We start from the raw sequence: 21835 nt of genomic DNA, 5'->3' as shown, positions 1-21835 counted from the left end.
TCACCGCTCGTCCGGGAAGCGTGCGACCTTCTCGAAGTAGCCCGCCATGACCTGTTCGTGGGGCACGTCCGTCCGGGCGAGGGCCGCGGCCACGGCGCTGCCGTCCAGTGCCGGGTCCGCTGCCTCCGGCACGTGCAGGCATTGCAGGTTCCGCAGCGCGGGCGGAGGCTGCTCGGGGTGGAAGCCCACGGTGGACTCGACGAACATCGTCGCGGGCAGCTCCGGGTCGTCGGCGGCGCCTGCGCGGCGTTCGACGAGGCCCAGTTTGCCGAAGTCCTTGACCATGGCGTTCATCTGCTCGATGCGGTCCGGGGGCAGCCACCTGTCCCACACGGCTCGGCGCTCGAAGGCGGCCCGGCGTTCCTCTGCGGGGCTGCCGGGGTCGATCGCCTTCTTGTAGTCCTGCTCCGTCAGCACGTGGTTGGGTACGCGCGCGGGCCAGAAGGTGGGCAGGTAGGGGTCGTAGCGAGGGCCGTACCCGAGGTAGTAGCCGGAGCGGCAGCGGGCGGTGTCGGTCTGCCAGGGCACCGCCATCCAGCGCGTGAGGTCGCCCGGTCCCTGCGCGTACAGCGGGCCGTCGACGCCGAGGGCCGTCTGCGGAGTCAGCACCTGGCCGTAGTCGGATTCGGCGGTGCCGGGATCGCGGTGGCGCACCCGGAAGGGTGCCGAGTACAGCGTGCTGTGGCGCATCGGCCAGGACAGTTCGCAGCCCGGGTGGAACGCGTCGGCCAGACAGAACGACAGGGCCGCGCGGTCGAGCATGCCCGGCCGTTGCGCCAGTGGGACCTCGTCGAGGTTCGCGGGCGGTACCGCCGAAGGGTCGTAGTCGGCGTCGAAGTCCCCTGCGGCCCACCGGGCCAGGGACCGGTACTGCAGCGAAGACAGCGTCAGGTGCTGCCGCGCGGAGACCGGCCGCACGCTCATCGAGTCGCCGTAGAGCGGCGGCCACGGTACGGGCGAGAGCCCGTCACGGTCGAGATCCCGCATGGTGGCCCAGATCTGCTGCCGCAGCTCCGCGTTGCGGGGCCCGGGGTCGGCCAGCCTGGCGAGCCGTCCGGGCGCCAGGAAGTGCTCGCGCCCGCCGTGCCCGAACAACGCGGCGATGCCGCGATTGACCCACTGGAGATCGCACATGCGCCGCAGGATCGGCAGGACGTCACGGGTGAACGAGACGCCCTCCGGGGGCGGCAGCGTTCCGCAGGACACGAAGAGGTCGCGCAGCAGGTCGTACATCGTGCGTACGGACTTCAGCTCCGGCGCGAAGTTCGGTGGCGCCACCACCACCCAGGCCGGTTCGACGGGCACGGAACGGCCGTCGACGCGCACGCGGGCGGTCACCGGGCCGTCGGAGACGTCGTCATGCCAGCCGTCGTTGTTGGCGAAGTGCATGGCCTGAGCGTGATCCACCGAGGCCGAGACGCCGTGCCCGCCGAGGAACAGCAGCCGACCGGCGCCGTCCGTGCGCACCTCACCGAGAGGAACGGGCTTTCCGAGGAAGCAGCCCGTGTCGAACCGGTACTCGGGCCGGCCCCCGCGTTCCCGGCCGCGGATCGAACGGGGACCGGGGTCGATGACCAGCCGGCCACGCTCCTCGGCGGGCACCTTGGGGTTGCGGGGCGTGCTGGCGGGTGCGGCGGCCGCTTCCGGGATGTCCAGGGCCAGCTGGAACTGGTACCAGGCAGCCTTCTTGTTGGCCACCTGCACGGTCCACCGGATGTCCGCGTTGTCCGCGGTCAGCTCGGCGACCGGCTCTCCGGCGGCGTTGTAGCCGTAGACACGGAAGCGCGCCGCCTGCCGCTTCAGGGCGCCGGTCGCGTCCTTGTACGAGCCGGCGGGCAGCGGCGGAGGGTCGTCCACCTCGGGCGCGAGGAAGAACTCGTCCGCGCTGTCACCGACCCGCGCCACTCCGATGGCGGGATGGATCGCGGCCCGCACGATCCGGGTGTCACGCCCGAGGGGTTCACGGGACGGCGGCCGGGCGGGACCCGGTTCCGCCACCGGAACGCCGTTCGCGTCGCGGCGCCGTGCGGCCGACGCCCGGTACACCACCTTGCGGGCCTCGGCCATGCTGCCGACCGGCTGGTGCTCGGCCAGGCTGTGCCAGGGGTTGTAGGCCAGGTTCTCGCCGTAGGCGTCCTGGCCGCGCGCCCGGACGTCCTGCTGATGCAGGGTCAGTCTCGCCACCCGGACCGGGGGGCTCAGGGATTCCTCCCAGCGCACGGTGGCACGGTCCAGGGGCATCCGGTCCGGGTCCGTGCGGAACTGCACCATCAGGTCGAAGGTCGCCTCACCCGCGGCCAGCCGGTGCCGCAGGTCTTCCCGCAGGAAGGAGGGGTCCTCCTCCGGGGGCACCGCCTGCGGGTCACCGGGTGGGCAGGAGACCGGCACGAGCACGTACTTCACATGGCGGTCGGGCCCGAACGCGTATGGCAGCACGCCCCAGTAGCCGGCCGTCAGCGCGCTCTCCTCGGGCTTGCGCATGGCTTGCAGAATGCTGCGGGTCACCGGGTGCGCGTTCTGGTAGGCGACCGGGTCCTGCTGGAACTCGCACATGTCCCGGGCGGTGTCGACGAAGAACACCTCGTGGTTCTGCAGCACGAGATCCTGTGTGTCCGCGTGGCCCTCGTCCTCCAGCAGCTTCGGGCCGGGAACGCCGAACAGCTTGATGCCCATACCGAGGGTCCGGCGGAAGTCCGGACGGTCCGGCAGGGTGTCGCTGGAGAAGCGGACCCAGGCGGTCAGACCGCCCGGCTGGTCCCGGGCGGCCCTGAGGAATCCGATACAGAGGTCCTGCGGGAGGCCGGGGGTGACCGTGAGCACCCCCCGGGCGGTGCCGTGGTACTTGACGAAGACCGGCCGCAGAACCGGGTCCTGGCCCTGGGCGATCCGCTGCCCCATGCGCTCGTCCACGAATTCGGCCAGGATGCCGGCGATCGGCTCGACCGCGCAGTCGGGCAGGGCGCGCGAGGGGTTCTGGTGCGGGTCTGCTGTCCCGGTCATGGGCACGCTCTCCTGCTGGTCGAGCTGATTCGGCGTTCCCTGCTCATAGGTGGAGCAAAAGGCGAGAAAATATGCTTAAGTCGCCCGCCCGGCGTAACGCGAGCCCGAGCGGAACGCCGTGATCACGGCCTGCGTCCGGCGCGTGCGGCATGCCAAGCGGTTACGCGACGAGCAGGAGCACGCTGATCGCCGGCACCACCACGGCGGTGGCTCCGTGGATGCCGTAAAAGGCCGCCTCGGGCCCGTTGCTGCGCAGGACGATCAGCGCGTCGCCGACGCCCCCGTAGACCACCACGAGCCGTGCGGATTGTTCGGCCTGTCGGACATTGTTCGGAACCTATTGACGCTGCCCGGGACGTCGAATGAGACTCTCGCAACACACGTTACCTGCGTGTAACGGCAGGCCCGCGGCAAGGACGTGCCCTCGCCTCGTCGACCTCTCGTCTTTCCGTTCCGCCTTGTCCGCCCATGGCCATGCCTCAGCAGGGAACCTCGACATGACGCACGTCGCACGATTCGCACGCCTCCACTGCCGCGCGAGACGTTGGGCGGGCCATCTCGCCGGACTGACCGCCGCGTCGGTGCTGCTCACCCTCGCCGGACCCGTCGCTCCCGCACAGGCGGCACCGGCGGCCGGAGCCGCGGACATCACCGACGGCCTGGCCCTGTGGTACAAGCTCGACGCAGGCTCCGGCGGCACCGTCACCGACGCCTCCGGCAACGGCCGGAACGGCACGGTCAGCGGCACCGCCGACTGGTCGGCATCCGGCCAGGGGCTCGCCTTCAACGGGTCGGACACCTACATCAAGGCGCCGGACGACGTCATGAGGGGCATGGACTCGATCACGGTCTCCATGGACGTACTGATCGACTCCGCCCAGAGCACGCCCTACTTCCTCTACGGCTTCGGCAACACCAGCGCGGGCAACGGCAACGGCTACCTGTTCACCACCGGCAACTCCTTCCGTACCTCCGTCGCGACGGGCAACTGGTCGACCGAGCAGACCACCAAGCCGTCCGACTCCCACAACCTGACCCGCGGAGTGTGGAAGCACCTCACCTACACCCAGACCGGCTCCACAGGTCTGCTCTACGAGGACGGCGTCGAGGTCGGCCGCAACACCTCGGTCACCACCACGCCCGGTGCCATCGGCTCCGGCACCACCAAGGCCAACTACATCGGCAAGTCCGTCTACGACGGCGACAAGCTCTTCAAGGGCCGGATACGCGACTTCCGTGTATACGACCGGGCACTGGCCGGCTCGGAGGTCGAGCAGCTCTCCCTCCCCGTCGCCACGCAGGGCGTCGCCGACGACGAGGAGGCCCTCAGCCTCGGTGACACCAGCGGCGTCACCTCCGACCTGGATCTGCCGAAGACCGGCACGGCCGGCGGCTCCTCCATCAGCTGGGACAGCGACAATCCGTCCGTGGTGTCGGACACCGGCAAGGTGACCCGTCCCGAGGCAGGCTCACCGGACGGCCGCGCCACGCTCACGGCGACCTTGACGAAGGGCACCGTGACCGGCACCAAGACCTTCGACGTCACGGTCCGGCCCGCGCTCGACGACGACGCCGCCACCCGGCAGGCCGCCGAGGCGCTCACGGTCCACAATCTCGACGACGCACGCGGCAACCTCACCCTGCCCAAGAGCGGCGCCTTCGGCACGACCGTGACCTGGTCCTCCGCGAAGCCGGACGTCGTCTCCGCCGACGGCGAGGTCCACCGCCCCGCGCACGGCGACGGCGCCACCACCGTCGAGCTGACCGCCACCGTCACCAAGGGCGAGGCCGAGGCCACGCGCGTCATGACGGCCAAGGTGCCCGAACTGCCTGTCAAGGCGGCTCTCAAGGGCTACATGTTCAGCTACTTCACCGGCGAGGGCACCTCGGACGGCGAACAGCTCTACGCCGCCCTCAGCAAGGGCAACGACCCGCTGCACTGGCGCGAGCTGAACGACGGCAAGCCGGTTCTCACCTCGACCCTCGGCGAGAAGGGCCTGCGCGACCCGTTCATCATCCGCTCCCCGGAGGGCGACAAGTTCTACCAGATCGCCACCGACCTCAGGATCTACGGCAACGGCGACTGGGACGCCTCCCAGCGCACCGGCAGCAAGTCCATCATGGTCTGGGAGTCCACCGACCTGGTGCACTGGACGAACCAGCGCCTGGTCAAGGTCTCACCCGACAGCGCCGGCAACACCTGGGCACCGGAAGCCTTCTACGACGCCGAGCGCGGCGAGTACGTCGTCTTCTGGGCGTCGAAGCTGTACGACAACGCCGACCACTCCGGCGACACGTACAACCGCATGATGTACGCCACCACCCGCGACTTCCACACCTTCAGCGAGCCCAAGGTCTGGATCGACCGCGGCTACTCGGTCATCGACTCCACGATGATCCGGCACGACGGGACGTACTACCGCCTGTCCAAGGACGAGCGGAACAACACCTCCTCCACCCCCAACAGCAAGTTCATCTTCCAGGAGAAGAGCGACTCGATCCTGAACCCGTCCTGGGCCGCCGTCGCCGAGGGCATCGGCAAGGGCGCGATGAACGCCGCCGAGGGACCGCTGGTGTTCAAGTCCAACACCGAGGAGAAGTGGTACGCGTTCCTCGACGAGTTCGGCGGCCGCGGCTACATCCCGTTCGAGACGACCGACCTCGACTCCGGCACCTGGACCCCCTCCACCGGCTACGACCTGCCCGCCAAGCCCCGCCACGGCACCGTGCTGCCGGTCACCCAGGCCGAGTACGACCGGCTGCTGCGCGCGTACCAACCCGACCAGCTCGTGAAGAGCGTCGAGGACGTGTCGGTGAAGACGCGGGTCGGCGTCGCCCCGGTCCTGCCGGCCACGGTCGTCGCCGAGTACGCCGACGGCGTCAAGCGGCCGGTCTCCGTCGACTGGGCGGACGTACCGGCGGCGTCGTACGCACAGCCTGGCACTTTCACCGTGACCGGCAGCCTGCCCAACGGCGCCGCGACTGCGGTCCGGGCCGAGGTCACCGTGTCGCAGGAGGGCTCCGACGTCCCAACCGATCTGCTCCTGCACTACGACTTCGACGAGACGAGCGGCAGCATCGCCCGTGACTCCAGTGGGCACGGCCACCACGGTACGTACGTCCGCACCCCCGACTTCGGCAGCGGCGTGCACGGCGGCTCGTTCAGGATGTCCGGCGGTTCCGGCAGCTCCACCGCCTCTCCGTACGTGAAGATCCCGAACGGCGTGCTGAAGAACGCCGACAGCGTGACCGTGTCGACGTACGCCAAGTGGAAGGGCGGCGACGGGTTCCAGTGGCTGTTCGGGATCGGCCCGGACAGCGACAAGTACCTCTTCGCCACACCGTCCAACGGCAGCTCCAAGCTGTACTCCGCGATCACCAAGGCCAGTTGGTCGGGGGAGTCGAAGCTGACGGCCGGCTCGCAGCTCACGCCGGGGCAGTGGCGGCACGTCACCGTGACCCTCGACGGCTCGACCGGCACGATGGTCCTGTACGTCGAAGGCTTCGAGGCGGCCCGCGCGACCGGCGTCGGCATCAAGCCGGCCGATCTGTACGACGCGAACAAGGACTACAGCGGCTACATCGGCAGGTCGCTGTACGGGGCGGACCCGTACTTCGGCGGCGAGGTCGACGACTTCCGCGTCTACGACCGGGCCCTGTCGCCCGCGGAGGTCCAGGAGCTCAGCGGCAACACGACGGGCATCGCCAAGGTGACGCACCCGGCGCTGAAGGTCGACGCACTCGTCGACGACGCCGGCAGCAGGGTCACCCTGCCGCTGAAGGCGGGCACGGACATCACCGCGCTGGCACCGGAGTTCAGTCTGGCCCATGGCGCGTCGATCAGCCCCGCCTCCGGCAGCGTGCAGGACTTCACCAAGCCCGTGACGTACGAGGTGACCGGCTCCGACGGTGCGAAGCGCACCTGGACCGTGACGGCACTGATCATGAAGACACCGGTCCTGCCGGGGCTGAACGCCGACCCGGACATCGTTCGCTTCGGCGACACCTTCTACATCTACCCGACGACCGACGGCTTCGAGGGCTGGAGCGGCACGCGGTTCAAGGCCTACTCCTCCACCGACCTGGTCCACTGGAAGGACCACGGCGTCATCCTCGACCTGGGGCCGGACGTCAGCTGGGCGGACAGCCGGGCCTGGGCGCCGGCGATGACCGAGAAGGACGGGAAGTACTACTTCTACTTCTGCGCCGACGCGAACATCGGCGTCGCGGTGTCCGACTCGCCCACCGGGCCGTTCAAGGACGCCCTGGGCAAGCCGCTGCTGAAGGCCGGTGACTTCCGTGGCCAGATGATCGACCCGGCGGTCTTCACCGACGACGACGGCACGAAGTACCTCTACTGGGGCAACGGCCGCGCCTACGTCGTCCCGCTGGGCGACGACATGACCTCCATCGACACCTCGAAGGTCACGGACATCACCCCGAGCGGCTACAACGAGGGCACCTTCGTCATCAAGCGCAAGGGCACCTACTACTTCATGTGGTCGGAGAACGACACCCGGGACGAGAACTACCGCGTCGCCTACGCGACCGGCCCCTCGCCCACCGGCCCCTGGACCAAGCAGGGCGTGATCCTGGAGAAGGACCTGTCCCTGGGCATCAAGGGCCCGGGCCACCACTCCGTCGTCCACGTCCCGAACACCGACGACTGGTACATCGCCTACCACCGCTTCGCCATCCCCGGCGGTGACGGCACCCACCGCGAAACCACCATCGACAAGCTGGAGTTCGACTCCGACGGTCTGATCAAGAAGGTCGTCCCGACCCTCGGCGGCATCGACCCGGTCACCGTCGTCCACGCCGGTGCGGACGTCACCGGCACCGAGGGCGAGACGATCACGCTGGCCGGCACCGTCTCCGGGGCCGGCACCCCCAAGTGGACCGTCCAGGACGGCGCCCCGTGTGCCGTCGCCAACCCCGCAGCAGCCCGCACGACGCTCACCTGCACCGACGACGACACCTACCAGGTCACCCTGACCGGCGGACGCGGCACCGACACCGCGACCGTCAAGGTCTCCAACGCCGCCCCGTCGATCACCTCCGCAGAGGGCCCCGGCTCGCCCGTCCCGGCGGGCAAGGCCGCCGTCGTCACGGCGTCCTTCGACGATCCGGGCTCGGCCGACAGCCACACCTGCAAGGTCGACTGGAAGGACGGCAGCCGGCCGACGGCCGGCACGGTCACCGACTCCGGCTGCCGCGCCGCACACGTCTACGACGACGCGGGCATCCACCGCCCGGTCGTCACCGTCACCGACGATGACGAGGGCACGGACAGCACCACGCTCGCGGAGCTGATCGTCTACGACCGTGCCGCCGGCCCCGCTGCCGGCGTCGGCACGATCACCTCGCCGGCCGGTGCCTACCCGGCCGGGCCGGGGCTGACCGGAAAGGCGGCGTTCACCCTGGGCGCCCAGTACCGGAAGGGAGCCACCGTCCCCACCGGCAAGGCCACGTTCGTCTTCGGCTCCGCCCGGCTCACCTTCCGCTCGACCGGCTCCGACTGGCTCGTGGTCAACGGCTCCCAGGCCGTCTACCAGGGCACCGGCACGATGGACGGCAAGGGCGGCTACGCCTTCAGAATCACCGCCACCGACGGCCCGGACACCTTCCGCATCAAGATCTGGAACAAGTCCACCGGCGATGTCCTCTACGACAACAGGACCGGCGCCACGACGAAGGGCGTCGTCACCATCGGAAACCACCGGCGCTAGGCGGTTTCGTTTGGATCAGCGGGTGGACCAGAGGAAGGTGCCCGCGATGTGAAGTCCGGTGAGGTAGATGGTCGTGGTCTTCTCGTAGCGGGTGGCGGTGCCGCGCCACTGCTTCAGGCGGTTGATGCACCGCTCGACGGTGTTGCGTTGCTTGTGTGCCTCGCGGTCGAAGGCCGGCGGTCTGCCGCTCGCCTGTCCGCGCTGCCGCCGGTTGGCCTGCTGGTCGGCGCGTTCCGGAATCACCGCGCGGATGCCGCGTCTGCGCAGGTGGTCGCGGATCGCGCGGGAGGAGTACGCCTTGTCGCCCAGGACCAGGTCCGGCCTGGTGCGGGGCCGTTCAAAAGGGCGGGGAACGCGCAGGCGGGACATGACGTCCGTGAAGGCGGGTGCGTCGCCGGCCTGGCCGGCGGTGAGGACGAACGCCAGTGGTCGGCACCGGCCATCGGCCGCGAGGTGGATCTTCGCGGTCAGTCCGCTGCGGGAACGGCCGATGGCGTGATCGTCCGGCTCGCCGGCCGGGGCCCCTTTTTGCGGGCTCCGGCCGCGTGCTGGTGTGCGCGCACGATGGTCGAGTCGACCGAGACGGCCCAGTTGAGGTCTTCGTCGGCGTCTGCGTGTGCGACCAGTGCGGTGAACACCCGCTCCCAGGTGCCGTCGACGGCCCACATCCGCAGCCGGTTGTAGACGCCTCGCCAGTTGCCGTACTTCTCCGGCGGGTGCACCCACTGGGTACCGGTCTGGAACTTGAAGGCGATCGCGTCGATCACCTCACGATGATCCCGCCAGCGGCCACCCCGCTTCGGCGTCCGGTCCGGGAGTAACGGCTCGATCCGCGCCCACTGCGCATCAGTCAACGGCACACCCGGACCAACGACCGTCTGATCCAAACGAAATGGCCTAGCGCAACCCGGGACCTTGGCCGCTGGCGTCTCCCCGTGTGGGTGCAATGGTCATACCGGACCAAGAGCGCAAGCGCCCTTCCTGTAGGCGTCGCAGGGCACCGTACGCGGTGGGCGCGGGCGATGGACGTGCTGCAGGGCACGACCTCGCTCCGCGCTTCTCAGAGGCAGCGCCCCCAACGGGCTTCCCGAGGCCTTGTCCGGTCTTCACATCAACCCCTGGTCTCAGCTGGCCAATACCGCTCTTCCCCGGGCCGCATGCCAGCTGATGGCACCGAGAACGAGGCAGTACTCGTCAGCTGACCCGAAGACCGACCGCCAGCGTCAGTTCAAGGACCCGGTGTGGCGACGCGAGATCCGGAAACAGCTCCCGCAGCTGCGACATCCTGTACCGGACTGTCTGGGGGTGGACGAACAACGCCGCCGCCACCTCGTCCCGCCTGCCCTGGTGCAGCAGCCACGCCCGCAACGTCTCCTCCAGCCGCTGTGCGGTCGCGACAGGCAAGGTCCGCAACGGTGCGAGGGCTCGGGCACGCAGGTCCGCGAACGCGTCCACGTCGGCGCTCAGCACCAGCTCGGGCAGGTGGTCCTCGGTGTCGCGAATATCAGAGGAGAGGGAGCGCGCGCGTACGGCTCGTGCGTACGAGGCGGACGCACGAGTCCATGGTCGGGCCGGGCCGACCACGGCGGTGCGGTCGGTCAGCTGCCGCAAGAGATGTGATCGGTCGGCATCGGGGACGAGCAGCACACCGGTGGCGTCCGGCAGATCGTCGAGGACGAGGGTGCTCGGGTCGAGCGCGCGGTAGGCAGGCCGGGCCTGGGCGGCGGGCAGCAGGACCGCGGTCAGCGAATCCGGAGGCTGCCACCCGGCCCGCTGAACAGAGGCCAGCAGCACGTCCGGGCTCGCGCCGGCGAGGAGGTCGCGGGCCAGGTGTTCCAGGTGGCGCTCCTGATCCCTTCCCCGGGCGGCCAGTTCGTCGGCGTGGCCCGCGGCGCTCGCGGCGGAGAGCTCGTCGATGTAGGCGAAGGTCAGCTCGGCGAACTTGGCGACCTCGGCGGCGGGCAGACCTGCGGGTACGGCACCCGCTGCCAGGCATCGCCAGGCCACGCGGGCGCCGACGCGGTAGGCGCTGAGCAGGGCGTCCATCGAACGGCCGTCGCGCACCTCGCCGCGGCCCAGCTCGTAGGCTGCGTCACCGGCGTCGCCTCCTGTGGCGTTCCCGCTCGCGAGGTCCAGGTAGTGCCCCAGGGCGGTGCGGACGGCTCGGCGGATGGTGGCGCCCATGTGGCCCGAAAGAGCGTTGGCGTAGGGAGGGACCTCGTCGATGATCGCCTGGACGACCTCGTCGGCGGTGCTCTTCAGCGCGGCCCGAAGTGCGGTGACCGTCATCTCATCCAGGGCCAGTTCGCTGGCCCTCCGGATTGCATGGCTCACGTTTCTATTCCCTGCGAACAATTCAGCCAGCCAGATTTACGTCCTGCGGTCAGGACTTTACGCCTTGAGGCGCAGCAAGCTGGAGTCATGACGAGTACAGCCCTCCGCAGCAGGGCGTGGAAACTGCTGGAGATGGTCACGACGCCGCTGCTGCCGTCGGACTACCTCGACCTGGTCAGCCCGCTGCGTGCGGGCGCTGACCTGCGTGGGCGCATCGAGGCCGTGCACCCCGAGACGGGTGACGCCGCGACCATCGTGATCAGGCCGGGACGGGGCTGGCGCGGCCACACAGCCGGTCAGTACGTGCGGATCGGGGTCGACGTCGACGGGGTGCGCCTGTGGCGTGCCTACTCCCTCACCTCGCCGACAAACCGCCAGGACGGCCGCGTCACGATCACCGTGAAGGCGATCCCGGACGGCAAGGTCAGCAACCACCTGGTCCGCAGGGCGAAACCGGGCACGCTGATCCAGCTCGACCAGGCGACCGGTGACTTCGTGCTGCCGCAGGCCAAGCCGGCCAAGGTGCTCTACCTGACGGCCGGCAGCGGCATCACGCCCGTGATGGGCATGCTGCGCGACACCGAGTTCGACGACGTCGTCATGGTCCACTGCGCGCCACAGCCGCAAGACGTGATCTTCCGCAACGAACTGCACGGCCTGGTCGCGGACAAGAAGCTGCGGCTCACCGAGGTGCACACCGACACAGACGGCATGCTCGACATCGCCCGTCTCGACGAACTCGTGCCCGACTGGGCCGAGCGCGAGACCTGGGCCTGCGGGCCCGCGGGCCTGCTCGACGCCGCCGAAGAGCACTGGAGCGAGCACGGCGTACAGGAGCGCCTGCACACCGAACGCTTCCGCCCCAGCATCGTCGTCGCCGGCGACGACGGCGGCGAGGTCACGTTCAGCGCCACCGGCAAGAGTGTCGACGCGGACGGCGCCACGCCGTTGCTGGACGTCGGCGAGGAGGCCGGCGTGCTCATGCCCTCCGGGTGCCGCATGGGCATCTGCTTCGGCTGCGTCACACCGCTCAAGGCGGGCGCCGTCCGCGACCTGCGCACCGGCGAGATCACCGAGGCCGAGCCGGGCGTCCTCATCCAGACCTGCGTGTCCGCCGCGGCGGGCCCCTGCGACATCGAACGGTAGGAGCACCTTGACCGCCATCGACCCCACCGCCCACCTGACCGCGGAGCAGATCGAGGAGCTAGGCCGCGAGCTGGACGCGATCCGCGACGAGGTGATCGCCGACCGCGGCGAGAAAGACGCCGCCTACATCCGTAAGGTCATCTCGGCGCAGCGCAAGCTCGAGCTGGTCAGCAGGGGCGTGCTGCTGTTCTCGTTCTTCCCGCCCGCGTGGCTGCTCGGCACCGCCGGGCTGTCCGTGGCGAAGATCATGGACAACATGGAGATCGGCCACAACGTCCTGCACGGCCAGTGGGACTGGATGCGGGACCCGAAGATCCACTCCACCACCTGGGAATGGGATCACGTCTCGCCGGCCGACCAGTGGAAGCACTCGCACAACGAGCTGCACCACACGTACACCAACGTGATCGGCAAGGACAACGACCTCGGCTACGGCATCATGCGCGTCGACGAGGACCAGAAGTGGCACCCGTTCCACCTCGGCCAGCCGCTGTGGAACTTCATCAACGCCTGCTTCTTCGAGTACGGCATCGCAGCGTACGACCTGGAGCTCGGCAAGAACCTGAACAAGCGCCGCCGCAAGAACCCGGAGTTCCGCGCGCGGGCCAAGGCCGTGGGCCGCAAGATCCGCAAGCAGGTGCTCAAGGACTACGTGATCCACCCGCTGTTGTCGGGCCCGTCGTTCCTCACCACGCTCGCCGCCACGTTCACCGCGAACCTGGTCCGCAACGTCTGGACCCACTCGGTGATCATGTGCGGGCACTTCCCCGAGGGCGTACAGGTCTTCGAGCGCCGGTCGATCAAGGGCGAGACGCGCGGCCAGTGGTACCTGCGCCAGATGATGGGCTCGGCGAACATCAGCGGCAGCAAGGCCATGCACTTCATGACCGGCAACCTGTCGCACCAGATCGAGCACCACCTGTTCCCGGACCTGCCGAGCAACCGGTACGCCGAGGTCGCGGTGAAGGTGCGCGCGCTGTTCGAGAAGTACGAGCTGGAGTACGTCACCGGGTCGCTGCCCAAGCAGGTGTTCTCCGCGTGGCACAAGGTCTTCCGGCTCTCGCTGCCGAACAAGAAGCCCAAGGTCAGGACGCCGGACCGCGAGCAGGAGCTCGTCGCCGCCTGATTCCCGGTATTGGTTCAGATCTCTCGGCCGTACCGGCGGCACCGCCGGGTTCGGTGAGATCCGTTGCGGACGGTGGGCGACCGCGACGTCGGACCGTACGACACGGGTTCCGGGGCAGCTCAGTGTCCGGCTGCGCTGCCTGGACGTGCGCCAGGAGCTCAGACACAGCCCCCGGCGAGGTGTTGTAGTGCGCTGACCTGCCGTGGTCGGGCCAGTAGTCGGGTGCGTACGCGCACTCGGTTTGCCGACGGGCGGGCTGCGTGGAAGGCATGGGCTGTGATGCGGACACTGCCGGAACCGATGCTCGCCGCCCCTGTGTCCGACCCTGTGCTGCTGCCGGGTGGGCGGGTGAACCGAAATGGGATGGCTACCGTGTTCAGCTCGCCGTGTACGAGGGCGGGCGGGTGTTGCTGCGCTCACGGCGCGGCACGGACATGACAGCCGCGTTCCCCGAGATCCGGGCGGCGGCCCTGGCTCAGCTGCCGGCGGACACCGGGATCGATGGCGAGCTGGTGGTGTGGGCGCGGGACAGGCTGGCGTTCGAGCGGCTGCAGCAGCGGCTCGCCCGGCGCGGGGCAGCTGCCGCTCAGGCGACGCGGGAGTGGCCGGCGCATTTCGTGGCCTTCGACCTGGTCCAGCGAGGCGGCGACCTGACTGTCTGGCCGTACGCGCGACGTCGTCGACGACCGGCCCGGCCTTGGCACAGGAGTGGCTTACGTGGACGGCGGCCGGGGTGGAGGGACTGTGCTTCAAGCGGCTGGAGGAGTCCTATCGCGGGGGCGTGCGGTCGTGGCGGAAGTACAAGGTGCGGGTCACCACGGAGGCCGTGATCGGCGCGGTCACCAGGTCGCTTGCCGCGCACCGCACGCTGCTGCTGGGCCGCTACGACCCGGCGGGCCACCTGCAGTACGTCAGCCGCCGCAGCGTTCACCCATCGCCGATACCCGGCTCGCTTGCCACTTCGGGGCGAGTTCTTCGAGCAACTCGCCGAAGTGTGCGCGGGAGACCCCGGACAGGGCAGGATGAGAACAGGCCGCACGGGCCCAGGTAATACTCCAGCCGTAGATCGTGATCTTGATGGTGAGGGGCGCCGAGGAGACAGGTGGCCAGTGTCGATCATCTGGACGAGATCGACCACGCCAGCGGGGGTGTCCGTTCCTTCTCCGCCTACCCGACTACTCAAGTCCACCGAGACGGAGGGCGTCCCTTATCTCGCTGAGCTTCGCGGTCGTCGCCGGGGTCCGCTCCTTCGCCTGTCCAGTGAGTCGGAGGGCATCCTCAATCTCGCTGAGTTTCGCGTAGGGCAGTGCGCCCGCCCGCTCGATCAGGTCGTCCCGGGACACGGTGGTCAGCCACGTGCAAGGGGTAAAGCCTGGACGCGGGAAGGCGAACCGCAGCACGCCTTCAAAGGGCAGTCCTTCCATGGCGCCTACTGCCACTTCGACGCCCAGAGCGCTGATGTCGACGCCCGCCGGAGCCACGACCTGCATCACCCGGATCCCGGACGCGTCGCCTTCCGACAGCAGTACGACCGGCCGCCGCTCGTCGAACTCGACCCACCAGACTTCGCCACGTTGCACATGTCCTCCTGACACAGGACGGCAGGCGGACCCTGCGCGACCCTGACGCGCTGTGGAGACGGGTGCGGCCACCGTTGATCATCGGTGTGTGAAGACAAACGATCGCGCGGTGGCCGCAGGTCACAGCGTAGACCCTGCCCGCTGGCAGGAGGCGTTCGATGGCCTGATGAGCCGGATCGCAGGCCGCTTTGCCCGGGTCGAACCCCGGCGCCGGGCTGGGCGGTTGGTGCTCGGGCTGCTGCCGGACCTGCCGCGCAAGAACTGCTGGACCATCGCCGAGTGGGCCGGGGAGAGGACCTCGGACGGCATGCAGCACCTGCTGGGGCGGGCCAAGTGGGACGCCGACCGGGTCCGCGACGACGTGCGTGACTACGTGGTGGACCACCTGCACGACGACCAGGCAGTACTGGTGGTCGACGAGACCGGGGACGTGAAGAAGGGCACCGGCACTGTCGGCGTCCAGCGCCAGTACACCGGCACCGCGGGCAGGATCGAAAATGCCCAGGTCGCTGTCTACCTGGTCTACGCAGGCCGGCGCGGGCACGCGGCAGTGGACTGGGAACTGTACGTGCCGCGCTCTTGGACGGCCGACCCCGACCGCTGCCGGGATGCCGGACTCGACCAGGACACCGCCTTCGCGACCAAGCCGGAACTCGCCGTCCGCATGATCACCCGGTTCCTGGACGCCGGCCACCACGCATCGTGGGTCACGGGCGACGAGGTCTACGGTGGCAACCCGAAACTGCGGGCCGCACTGGAGAAGCGCGGCACCGGCTACGTGCTCGCCGTCGCCTGTTCCCACGAAGTCACCACCCGGGCCGGGAAGTTCCGCGCGGACGCCCTGGCCAAGAAGGTACCGAAGCGGGCCTGGCAGAAGCTGTCCGCCGGAGCGGGAGCCAAGGGGCACCGCTTCTACGACTGGGCCGCCATCGACCTGGCCGACCCCGCCCCCGGCAGCCAACAGTTGCTGATCCGCCGCAACCGCACCACCGGAGAATTCGCCTACTACCGCTGCTACTCACCCCGGCCCGTGCCCCTGGCCACCCTGGTGCGGGTAGCTGGATCAAGATGGCGAGTGGAAGAGACGTTCCAGTCCGGCAAGGGCCTGGCCGGACTGGACGAGCACCAGGTCCGCCGCTACGCGTCCTGGTCCCGCTGGGTCACCCTGGCCATGCTCGCCCACGCCTCGCCGCCGTCCGCGCCGACGAACACGCCCGCCACCCCACACCAGATGGACTCATACCGCTCACCTGCAACGAAATCCAGCGCCTGTTCATCACCCTCGTCATCCGCCGGCCCTTCTCATGTCACGGGCCGATCGCTGCGACTGCTACTCACGAAGTCCCTGCTACCGTGCTGGCCAGACCAGCGCCTGGGCGACGATGACGCTCTCACCGTTGAAGGTGACGGCGGGGCCTTCGTGCAGTTCGTAGCCAATATCAATCGCTTCGCTCACACGCTGGCAGAACGTGGCGTCGTCCGGACCGGTCAAGACCCGGTAGACAGGCAATCCGTCTGGTGGTGTGCTCATAAGGAGAAGGATCCCAGACTGTGTCCACCGCGGCCCAGCACCCTTGCGGATCGACGCTCGCGCATCCAATCGATCCACTGCTGTGAGACGGCCGCCGAACGTGGCTCAGGCTCCGGATCGCTGACCCGTCTGGTGTCCCGATCCGCTGCAAAGAACGTTACGCAGACGCCCGTTCCGCCGATGGGAGAGCGCCTTCGCGCATCGGTCAGACCTGCGCAGAATCCATCAGGTCAGGGTAAGGATCCGCTAGGCGTAACCGCATCCGATCTTCGGGCTGACGGCCCCCTTCATCCGTTGTAAATACCTGTGGATCGGATCCCGCCAGCGGCCACCCCGCTTCGGCGTCCGGTCCGGGAGTAACGGCTCGATTCGCGCCCACTGCGCATCAGTCAACGGCACACCCGGACCAACGGCCGTCTGATCCAAACGAAATGGCCTAGGCCCGCCTTCAGCCACGCGACCGTGATGGTCGCAGCCATCGACGCATGGCTGCGACCAGCCGGGGCCACGACGACCCCTACTGGCTGGCTGGCTGGCCTCCCGACACCCGGGAGAGAGGGGCTACTCGTTGTGCAGCAGGACGACGAGTCGATGACGAATGTCTGGAGCCTGCGGCGTTCGAAGGCCGCCCGCGAGGCCCTCCACACGGCGCTCATGCGGTCGGCTCCAGCGTGCTTTCCCTGGCCACTCGGCCATCGGCGACCTCGATCAGGCGGCCGGCGCACCGGGTGGCCAGGTGCGGGTCGTGCGTGACGATCAGCAGGGTCTGCCCGATCTGGTTGAGGTCGATCAGCAGGTCCATGACCTGCTCTCCCGAGCGGTTGTCCAGCGCGCCTGTCGGCTCGTCGGCCAGGAGCAGGGCAGGGCGGTTCGTCAGGGCACGGGCCACCGCCACTCGTTGGCGCTCACCACCGCTCAATGCGGCCGGGTAGGTGTCCTTGCGACCGGCGATGCCCAGTTCGTCCAGGAGTTCCAGCGCGCGGCGGCGGGCCTGCCGGGCGGACGCGCCGGTCAGCTGGGCGGCCAGCGCGACGTTGTCCCCATGCGGGCAGGTCGTCGATGAGGTTGAAAAACTGGAAGGTCATGCCGATATACCACCGCCGGAAGAGTGCCGGCCCGGTCTCGTTCAACTTCCCCAGGTCCTGACCGTGCACCTGCACCGTTCCCGACGTCGGGCGGTCCAGACCGGCAACCATGTTCAGCAGCGTGGACTTGCCGCACCCGGAGGGCCCCATCACCGCGACCGCTTTCCCGGCACGGATCTCCAAGCTGACGCCGTCCACACGTCGCCGTACTCCGACGGGCTGTTGGGAGCTGTCCAGATCAGTAGTCATGGCACGAACCTAGAAGCGGCGGGACAGATACAGCGTCCTTCCTCGGATGTAACCGGCCCCGCACGTCATCCTGGGGATGTAGGAAACTGCATCCGGAGCATGAGGCGGCAGGGCGTGCCGAGCTGCGAGAATTGCGCGGATGGGGAGTTCAGGGGGGATCTGGCTGGCCACGGCATTGGCGGCGGCGTGCGCCGCGGTTGCCGTCCTGAGCGTGGCGCACATCCGGGCACGGCGGCGGCACCGAGCAGCCGTCGAAGAGCGCGGCTGGCTGCTGGAGCGAGAACGCGAGAGCGCGGCGCAGACAGCGGTTGAAGCAGAGCGGGCCAGAATCGCGGCCGAACTCCACGACATCGTCAGCCACAACGTGAGCCTCATGGTGGTCCAGGCCGGAGCCGCCCGCGAGGTGCTGGCCACCATGCCCGACGAGGCCGAGGCCGCGCTGAGCGCTGTCGAGAGCGCCGGGCGGACCGCCATGACCGAACTACGGCACCTGCTCGGCCTGCTCGCCCCCGAGCAGAGCGGCGACGACGAACCCTGTGCCCAGAACCTGGCACCGCAGCCCAGCCTGAGCCGGCTCAGCCCGCTGATCGACAGGATCGCCTTCGCCGGCCTGCCCGTGGAGGTGCGGATCTCGGGGGAGCCCCGCCCGCTGCCGACGGGGATCGATGTCACCGCCTACCGGATCATCCAGGAAGCACTGACCAACGCTCTCAAGCACGGCGACGGAGCGAAAGCCGAGGTGACCGTGCGGTATGCGGAGCACTACCTGCGCGTCGAAGTCCTCAACAGCGGCCCGAGCGTCCTGTCAGGCGAGGCCTGCGGGCCCCGGAGCCGCCCGGTCGCGGACCGGGCCGGCGGAGCGGGACGCGGACTGCTCGGCCTGCGAGAGCGGGTCGCCGTCTACGGCGGCGACCTGGACGCCCGGCGCCGCCTGGGCGGCGGCTACCGGGTCCGGGCCCGGATCCCGCTGGACCGGCCATGACCACACCCACCGAGCCCTCACCCCGCGTCGTGATCGCCGACGACCAGGAACTGGTCCGCACCGGATTCCGCCTGATCCTCACCGCACGTGGCATCGACGTGGCCGGTGAAGCAGCGGACGGAGCCGAAGCAGTCACAGCGGTGCGCCGGCTGCGGCCCGACGTCGTCCTCATGGACATCCGCATGCCGAACATGGACGGCCTGGAAGCCGCCCGCCACGTCCTCGCACAAGCCCCGGGCTGCCGAGTGATCATGCTGACCACCTTCGACCTCGACTCCTACGTCTACGCCGCCGGCGCCGCACGGACCGCTCCCGGTTCGGCAACCCCCGCTGTCCACCGCGACCTTGCCGTACTGACGCCACGCGAACGCGAGGTGCTGACGCTCATGGGCAGAGGCCTGTCCAACACCGAACTCGCGCGGGAACTGACGCTGAGCGAAGCGACAGTAAAGACCCATGTGGCCCGCATCTTCGCCAAGCTGCCCCTGCGCGAACGTGCCCAAGCCGTCGTCCTGGCCTACGAGACAGGACTCGTCACAGCCGGCGAATGCGTCGACCGCGACTCGGACTCGCGATGATTGGTCCCATTGTTGTTTATCCATTGAACCCATATCAGGCAAATCGGTCGAAAAATTTATATCTAGGATGCCGCAGGTGTTTTCGCGAATAAACAGCAGAAGTGGGTTGGCTGCTGAGCGTCAGTGGCGAGTGATGCTGTGGGCCACAGCGGGTGTGGCGGCTCTTGCACTCCTTGTCGCACTGGAGATCGCCGCACGCCGCTACGGTCAGCCGGGGCCGATCACCAACCAGCTGAAAGGGCTGATACTCGCCCCGAAGCCGGGGCCGCTCTACGGTGGTTTGGCGTTGATGTCGGTGGTGCTCACCTGGCCGCAACGGATCATCGCGGCTGGTGTCGCGATCGGTATCGACGTCGTCTTCGCGCTGGTGCGGTGGGCGGCCGGCGCCAAAGTGACCGACGGCCATTTCTTCGACTTCTTCGGCAGCGGCGCGTTGTGGGTGATGCTGGGCTGTGCGGTCATCGCAGTTACGCGCCGCACCGGCCGGGAACGCGTCCTCCTGCTGAAGGGCGTGGGGCTGGGTCTGCTGCTGGTGGCCGGCCGCAAAACCGGCGACACTTGGCTCCTGATCACCTCGAAGACCCGCCCGGCGGTGCTCGACCAGTACGTGGCAACCGCCGATCACGCGCTGGGCAACCCTTCGTGGACGGCAGGCCGCCTTCTCCAGGCCACCGGCCCGATCGGCATCCATATCCTCGACTTGGTCTACGCAAAGCTCGCGGTGGCCGCGATTGTCGTCGCGCTGTACCAGCTGCGTCACGTAGTGGTCGAGCGCCGCTTCCCGCGCCATCATGTGGTGCGCACGTTCCTGGTGATCGGCCTCCTCGGGCCGGGCATCTACATGATTTTTCCGGTGGTCGGACCGGTCTTCGCCTACGGGCCGGGCGCCTCCGGCACCGGCGGCGTGCAATGGGCGGCAGCCAATCTCTGGCCGCACACGCCGCTGCCGATCACCACGCCGCAGGTGATGCCGTACGACCAGATCACCCCCCGAAACTGCATGCCCAGCCTGCACACGGCGTGGGCCACCGCGATCTTCATTCACACCCGCAAGGGCCCACGAATCCTGCGGTTCGCCGGTGCGTTCTGGCTGATCGCCACGCTCGCCGCGACGCTGGGTTTCGGTTACCACTACGGCGTGGATCTCATCGCCGGTGTGGTGTTCGCGCTCACTGTCGAGGCAGCGCTGCGTTCGCTCGACCGTGGCTGGGACCGGCGGGGGATCCAGCTGGTCGTCTACGGCGCTACGGTCTTCGCCGCGCTTTTGGTGTCGTACCGCTATGTTCCGATGGAGATGGCCAGACATCAGGGGGTGTCCGGATCACTTCTCATTCTGGCGATGACCTCAGTCGTCTACGGCTACGTACGGGCCGCCAGACTGTGGGAACCGGCGGCTGCAGCCGCGCGGCAACCGGAACCGCAACCCGAACCAGTCTGAGTGGCGTCGCATCAGGCTGAGTGGCGTCGCATCAGGCTGAGCGCCGCTCGAACAGCGCCCACAAGAACCGTGCTGCTGGCGGTGGCCGTGGGCGCCGCGCTCGTACGGCCGGTGTGCCGTCGCGGAAAAGGGGTGAGCAGGGGAAAGCCTCGAACCGGCGTGGAAGATGCTCGGCCACGACAAGGATGCGCCCGCGACACCGGACGCTACGCCGTCTCGTCAAGCGGCGTGGCGCCGCCGTGCCCCGGTGTGTGGTTCATGCGCCGGAGCATCGCGCTCTCCGCGGATCAGCCGCAGGTGACGACGGGTGCCGGCGTGACGTGGCGCGTCAGACGGGCGGAACACCCGCTCCTCCCACCAGGCCATACCGGCAAGCAGCCCTCCAAGCACGGGCAGTAAGAGAACGGCCACAGCGACGATCACATCCGATCACCCCTCCGCGTGTGCGTCACTGCACGAGTGCCCCGTCGCGACGTGACCGATGGAGGGCAGGGTGTGAAGGTCGCGTGACCACACAAATGTGCCCTTGTTTGAGGCAGTGACAGCTTCTCGCCAACTCCACTTCTGTTTTCAGGCTCTCTTGACCTGCAAACGCCCGGTTAACCCCGCAATCGACTTTGCCGAGTTAACGTGTTCTTGACCGACCATTGACCGATCATTGGTACACACAAAAGGTAATGGGCTGCCTTGAGGGGGGTTCATGTTCCGAGGTGCGAAGTCACGGCACGTCGAGATGGGACGGCAGCCCGCTCGCCGGCCGCACTGCAGGTCTTCCGCTGCTGAGCCGTAGAGCACGTACCCCACAGCCCCCGTGCCCGGTAAGTCCGACGCGTACCCCACGGCGCGCCAGGAGGTCACCCCACCATGCAGCCCCTCGTCGACAACGCCCGCTTATTCGGACAGCGCCCTAAGGAGCTCGCCGGCCTCGCCGCGGGCCACATCGTTCCGCCGTATGCCACCGCCATCCCCACTGGCGAGAAGGCCACGATCGAGTACGCCGCGCTGGTGCACACCGGCGTGGTGCGGGAGCGCCACGCAGAGTCCGGCACCTTCGAGA

At 68.8% G+C, this 21835-nt stretch carries 13 protein-coding genes and 4 pseudogenes; 10 read left to right on the top strand and 7 right to left on the bottom strand.

Annotated elements, in window-relative coordinates:
- Positions 1 to 3000 carry a LodA/GoxA family CTQ-dependent oxidase gene (locus tag HDA41_RS01590; RefSeq protein ID WP_230299695.1) on the bottom strand — a complete coding sequence of 1000 codons (3000 nt, stop codon included), beginning with the start codon at positions 2998 to 3000 and terminating at the stop codon, positions 1 to 3.
- Positions 3001 to 3160: 160 nt separating this feature from the next.
- Positions 3161 to 3295 carry a hypothetical protein gene (locus HDA41_RS40875; protein WP_260423310.1) on the bottom strand — a complete coding sequence of 45 codons (135 nt, stop codon included), beginning with the start codon at positions 3293 to 3295 and terminating at the stop codon, positions 3161 to 3163.
- A 202-nt stretch (positions 3296 to 3497) separates the two neighbouring features.
- Here HDA41_RS40875 and HDA41_RS01585 point away from each other — a divergent pair, with 202 nt between their 5' ends.
- Entirely contained in the window at positions 3498 to 8729 is a 5232-nt protein-coding gene (locus tag HDA41_RS01585) for a family 43 glycosylhydrolase (protein WP_184979901.1), read from the top strand.
- Positions 8730 to 8744: 15 nt separating this feature from the next.
- Here the strand turns inward: HDA41_RS01585 and HDA41_RS01580 are convergent.
- Positions 8745 to 9589 (bottom strand): annotated as a pseudogene (locus HDA41_RS01580) (IS5 family transposase).
- Between the two features lie 334 nt (positions 9590 to 9923).
- Positions 9924 to 11063 carry a PucR family transcriptional regulator gene (locus HDA41_RS01575; RefSeq protein ID WP_184979900.1) on the bottom strand — a complete coding sequence of 380 codons (1140 nt, stop codon included), beginning with the start codon at positions 11061 to 11063 and terminating at the stop codon, positions 9924 to 9926.
- A gap of 87 nt (positions 11064 to 11150) precedes the next feature.
- On the opposite strand from HDA41_RS01575, the gene HDA41_RS01570 reads away from it, so the two are divergent.
- From HDA41_RS01570 to HDA41_RS01560, 4 genes are all read left to right on the top strand, one after another.
- The gene (locus tag HDA41_RS01570; protein WP_184979899.1) at positions 11151 to 12209 is read left to right on the top strand and encodes a ferredoxin reductase; all 1059 of its coding nucleotides are present in this window, start codon (positions 11151 to 11153) and stop codon (positions 12207 to 12209) included.
- 7 nt (positions 12210 to 12216) lie between these two features.
- Positions 12217 to 13335 (top strand): fatty acid desaturase family protein, encoded by a 1119-nt coding sequence (locus HDA41_RS01565; protein WP_184979898.1) that lies wholly within the window; start codon positions 12217 to 12219, stop codon positions 13333 to 13335.
- A 58-nt stretch (positions 13336 to 13393) separates the two neighbouring features.
- Positions 13394 to 13531, top strand: a complete 138-nt coding sequence (locus HDA41_RS40585; protein WP_230299700.1) for a DUF6207 family protein — start codon at positions 13394 to 13396, stop codon at positions 13529 to 13531.
- Between the two features lie 73 nt (positions 13532 to 13604).
- Entirely contained in the window at positions 13605 to 14165 is a 561-nt protein-coding gene (locus HDA41_RS01560; RefSeq protein WP_230299701.1) for an ATP-dependent DNA ligase, read from the top strand.
- A 345-nt stretch (positions 14166 to 14510) separates the two neighbouring features.
- On the opposite strand, the gene HDA41_RS01555 is transcribed toward HDA41_RS01560, so the two are convergent.
- Positions 14511 to 14915: a putative type II toxin-antitoxin system PemK/MazF family toxin gene (locus tag HDA41_RS01555; protein ID WP_184979897.1), complete on the bottom strand. Its 405-nt coding sequence runs from the start codon at positions 14913 to 14915 to the stop codon at positions 14511 to 14513.
- Positions 14916 to 15081: 166 nt separating this feature from the next.
- Here HDA41_RS01555 and HDA41_RS01550 point away from each other — a divergent pair.
- Positions 15082 to 16217, top strand: a pseudogene (locus HDA41_RS01550) (IS701 family transposase); the annotation flags it as partial.
- A gap of 46 nt (positions 16218 to 16263) precedes the next feature.
- Here the strand turns inward: HDA41_RS01550 and HDA41_RS01545 are convergent.
- Positions 16264 to 16446: a DUF1737 domain-containing protein gene (locus HDA41_RS01545; protein ID WP_184993050.1), complete on the bottom strand. Its 183-nt coding sequence runs from the start codon at positions 16444 to 16446 to the stop codon at positions 16264 to 16266.
- A 652-nt stretch (positions 16447 to 17098) separates the two neighbouring features.
- Positions 17099 to 17780 (bottom strand): annotated as a pseudogene (locus tag HDA41_RS01540) (ABC transporter ATP-binding protein).
- Positions 17781 to 17919: 139 nt separating this feature from the next.
- Here HDA41_RS01540 and HDA41_RS01535 point away from each other — a divergent pair.
- The 4 genes and pseudogenes from HDA41_RS01535 to HDA41_RS01520 all read left to right on the top strand — a co-directional run.
- On the top strand, positions 17920 to 18762 hold the full coding sequence (locus HDA41_RS01535; protein ID WP_184979896.1) for a sensor histidine kinase: 843 nt from the start codon (positions 17920 to 17922) through the stop codon (positions 18760 to 18762).
- Complete coding sequence (locus HDA41_RS01530; protein ID WP_184979895.1) at positions 18759 to 19340, top strand: response regulator transcription factor; 582 nt, start codon at positions 18759 to 18761, stop codon at positions 19338 to 19340. Before HDA41_RS01535 ends, HDA41_RS01530 begins: the two co-directional genes overlap by 4 nt.
- A 133-nt stretch (positions 19341 to 19473) precedes the next feature.
- Positions 19474 to 20778 carry a phosphatase PAP2 family protein gene (locus tag HDA41_RS01525; RefSeq protein ID WP_184993048.1) on the top strand — a complete coding sequence of 435 codons (1305 nt, stop codon included), beginning with the start codon at positions 19474 to 19476 and terminating at the stop codon, positions 20776 to 20778.
- An 864-nt stretch (positions 20779 to 21642) separates the two neighbouring features.
- Positions 21643 to 21786 (top strand): annotated as a pseudogene (locus HDA41_RS01520) (carbonic anhydrase); the annotation flags it as partial.
- Positions 21787 to 21835: the final 49 nt, after the last annotated feature.

Source organism: Streptomyces caelestis (assembly GCF_014205255.1).
Taxonomy (GTDB): domain Bacteria; phylum Actinomycetota; class Actinomycetes; order Streptomycetales; family Streptomycetaceae; genus Streptomyces; species Streptomyces caelestis.
Note: the sequence above shows the minus strand (reverse complement) of the source record. Positions and strands in the feature narration are given on the sequence as shown.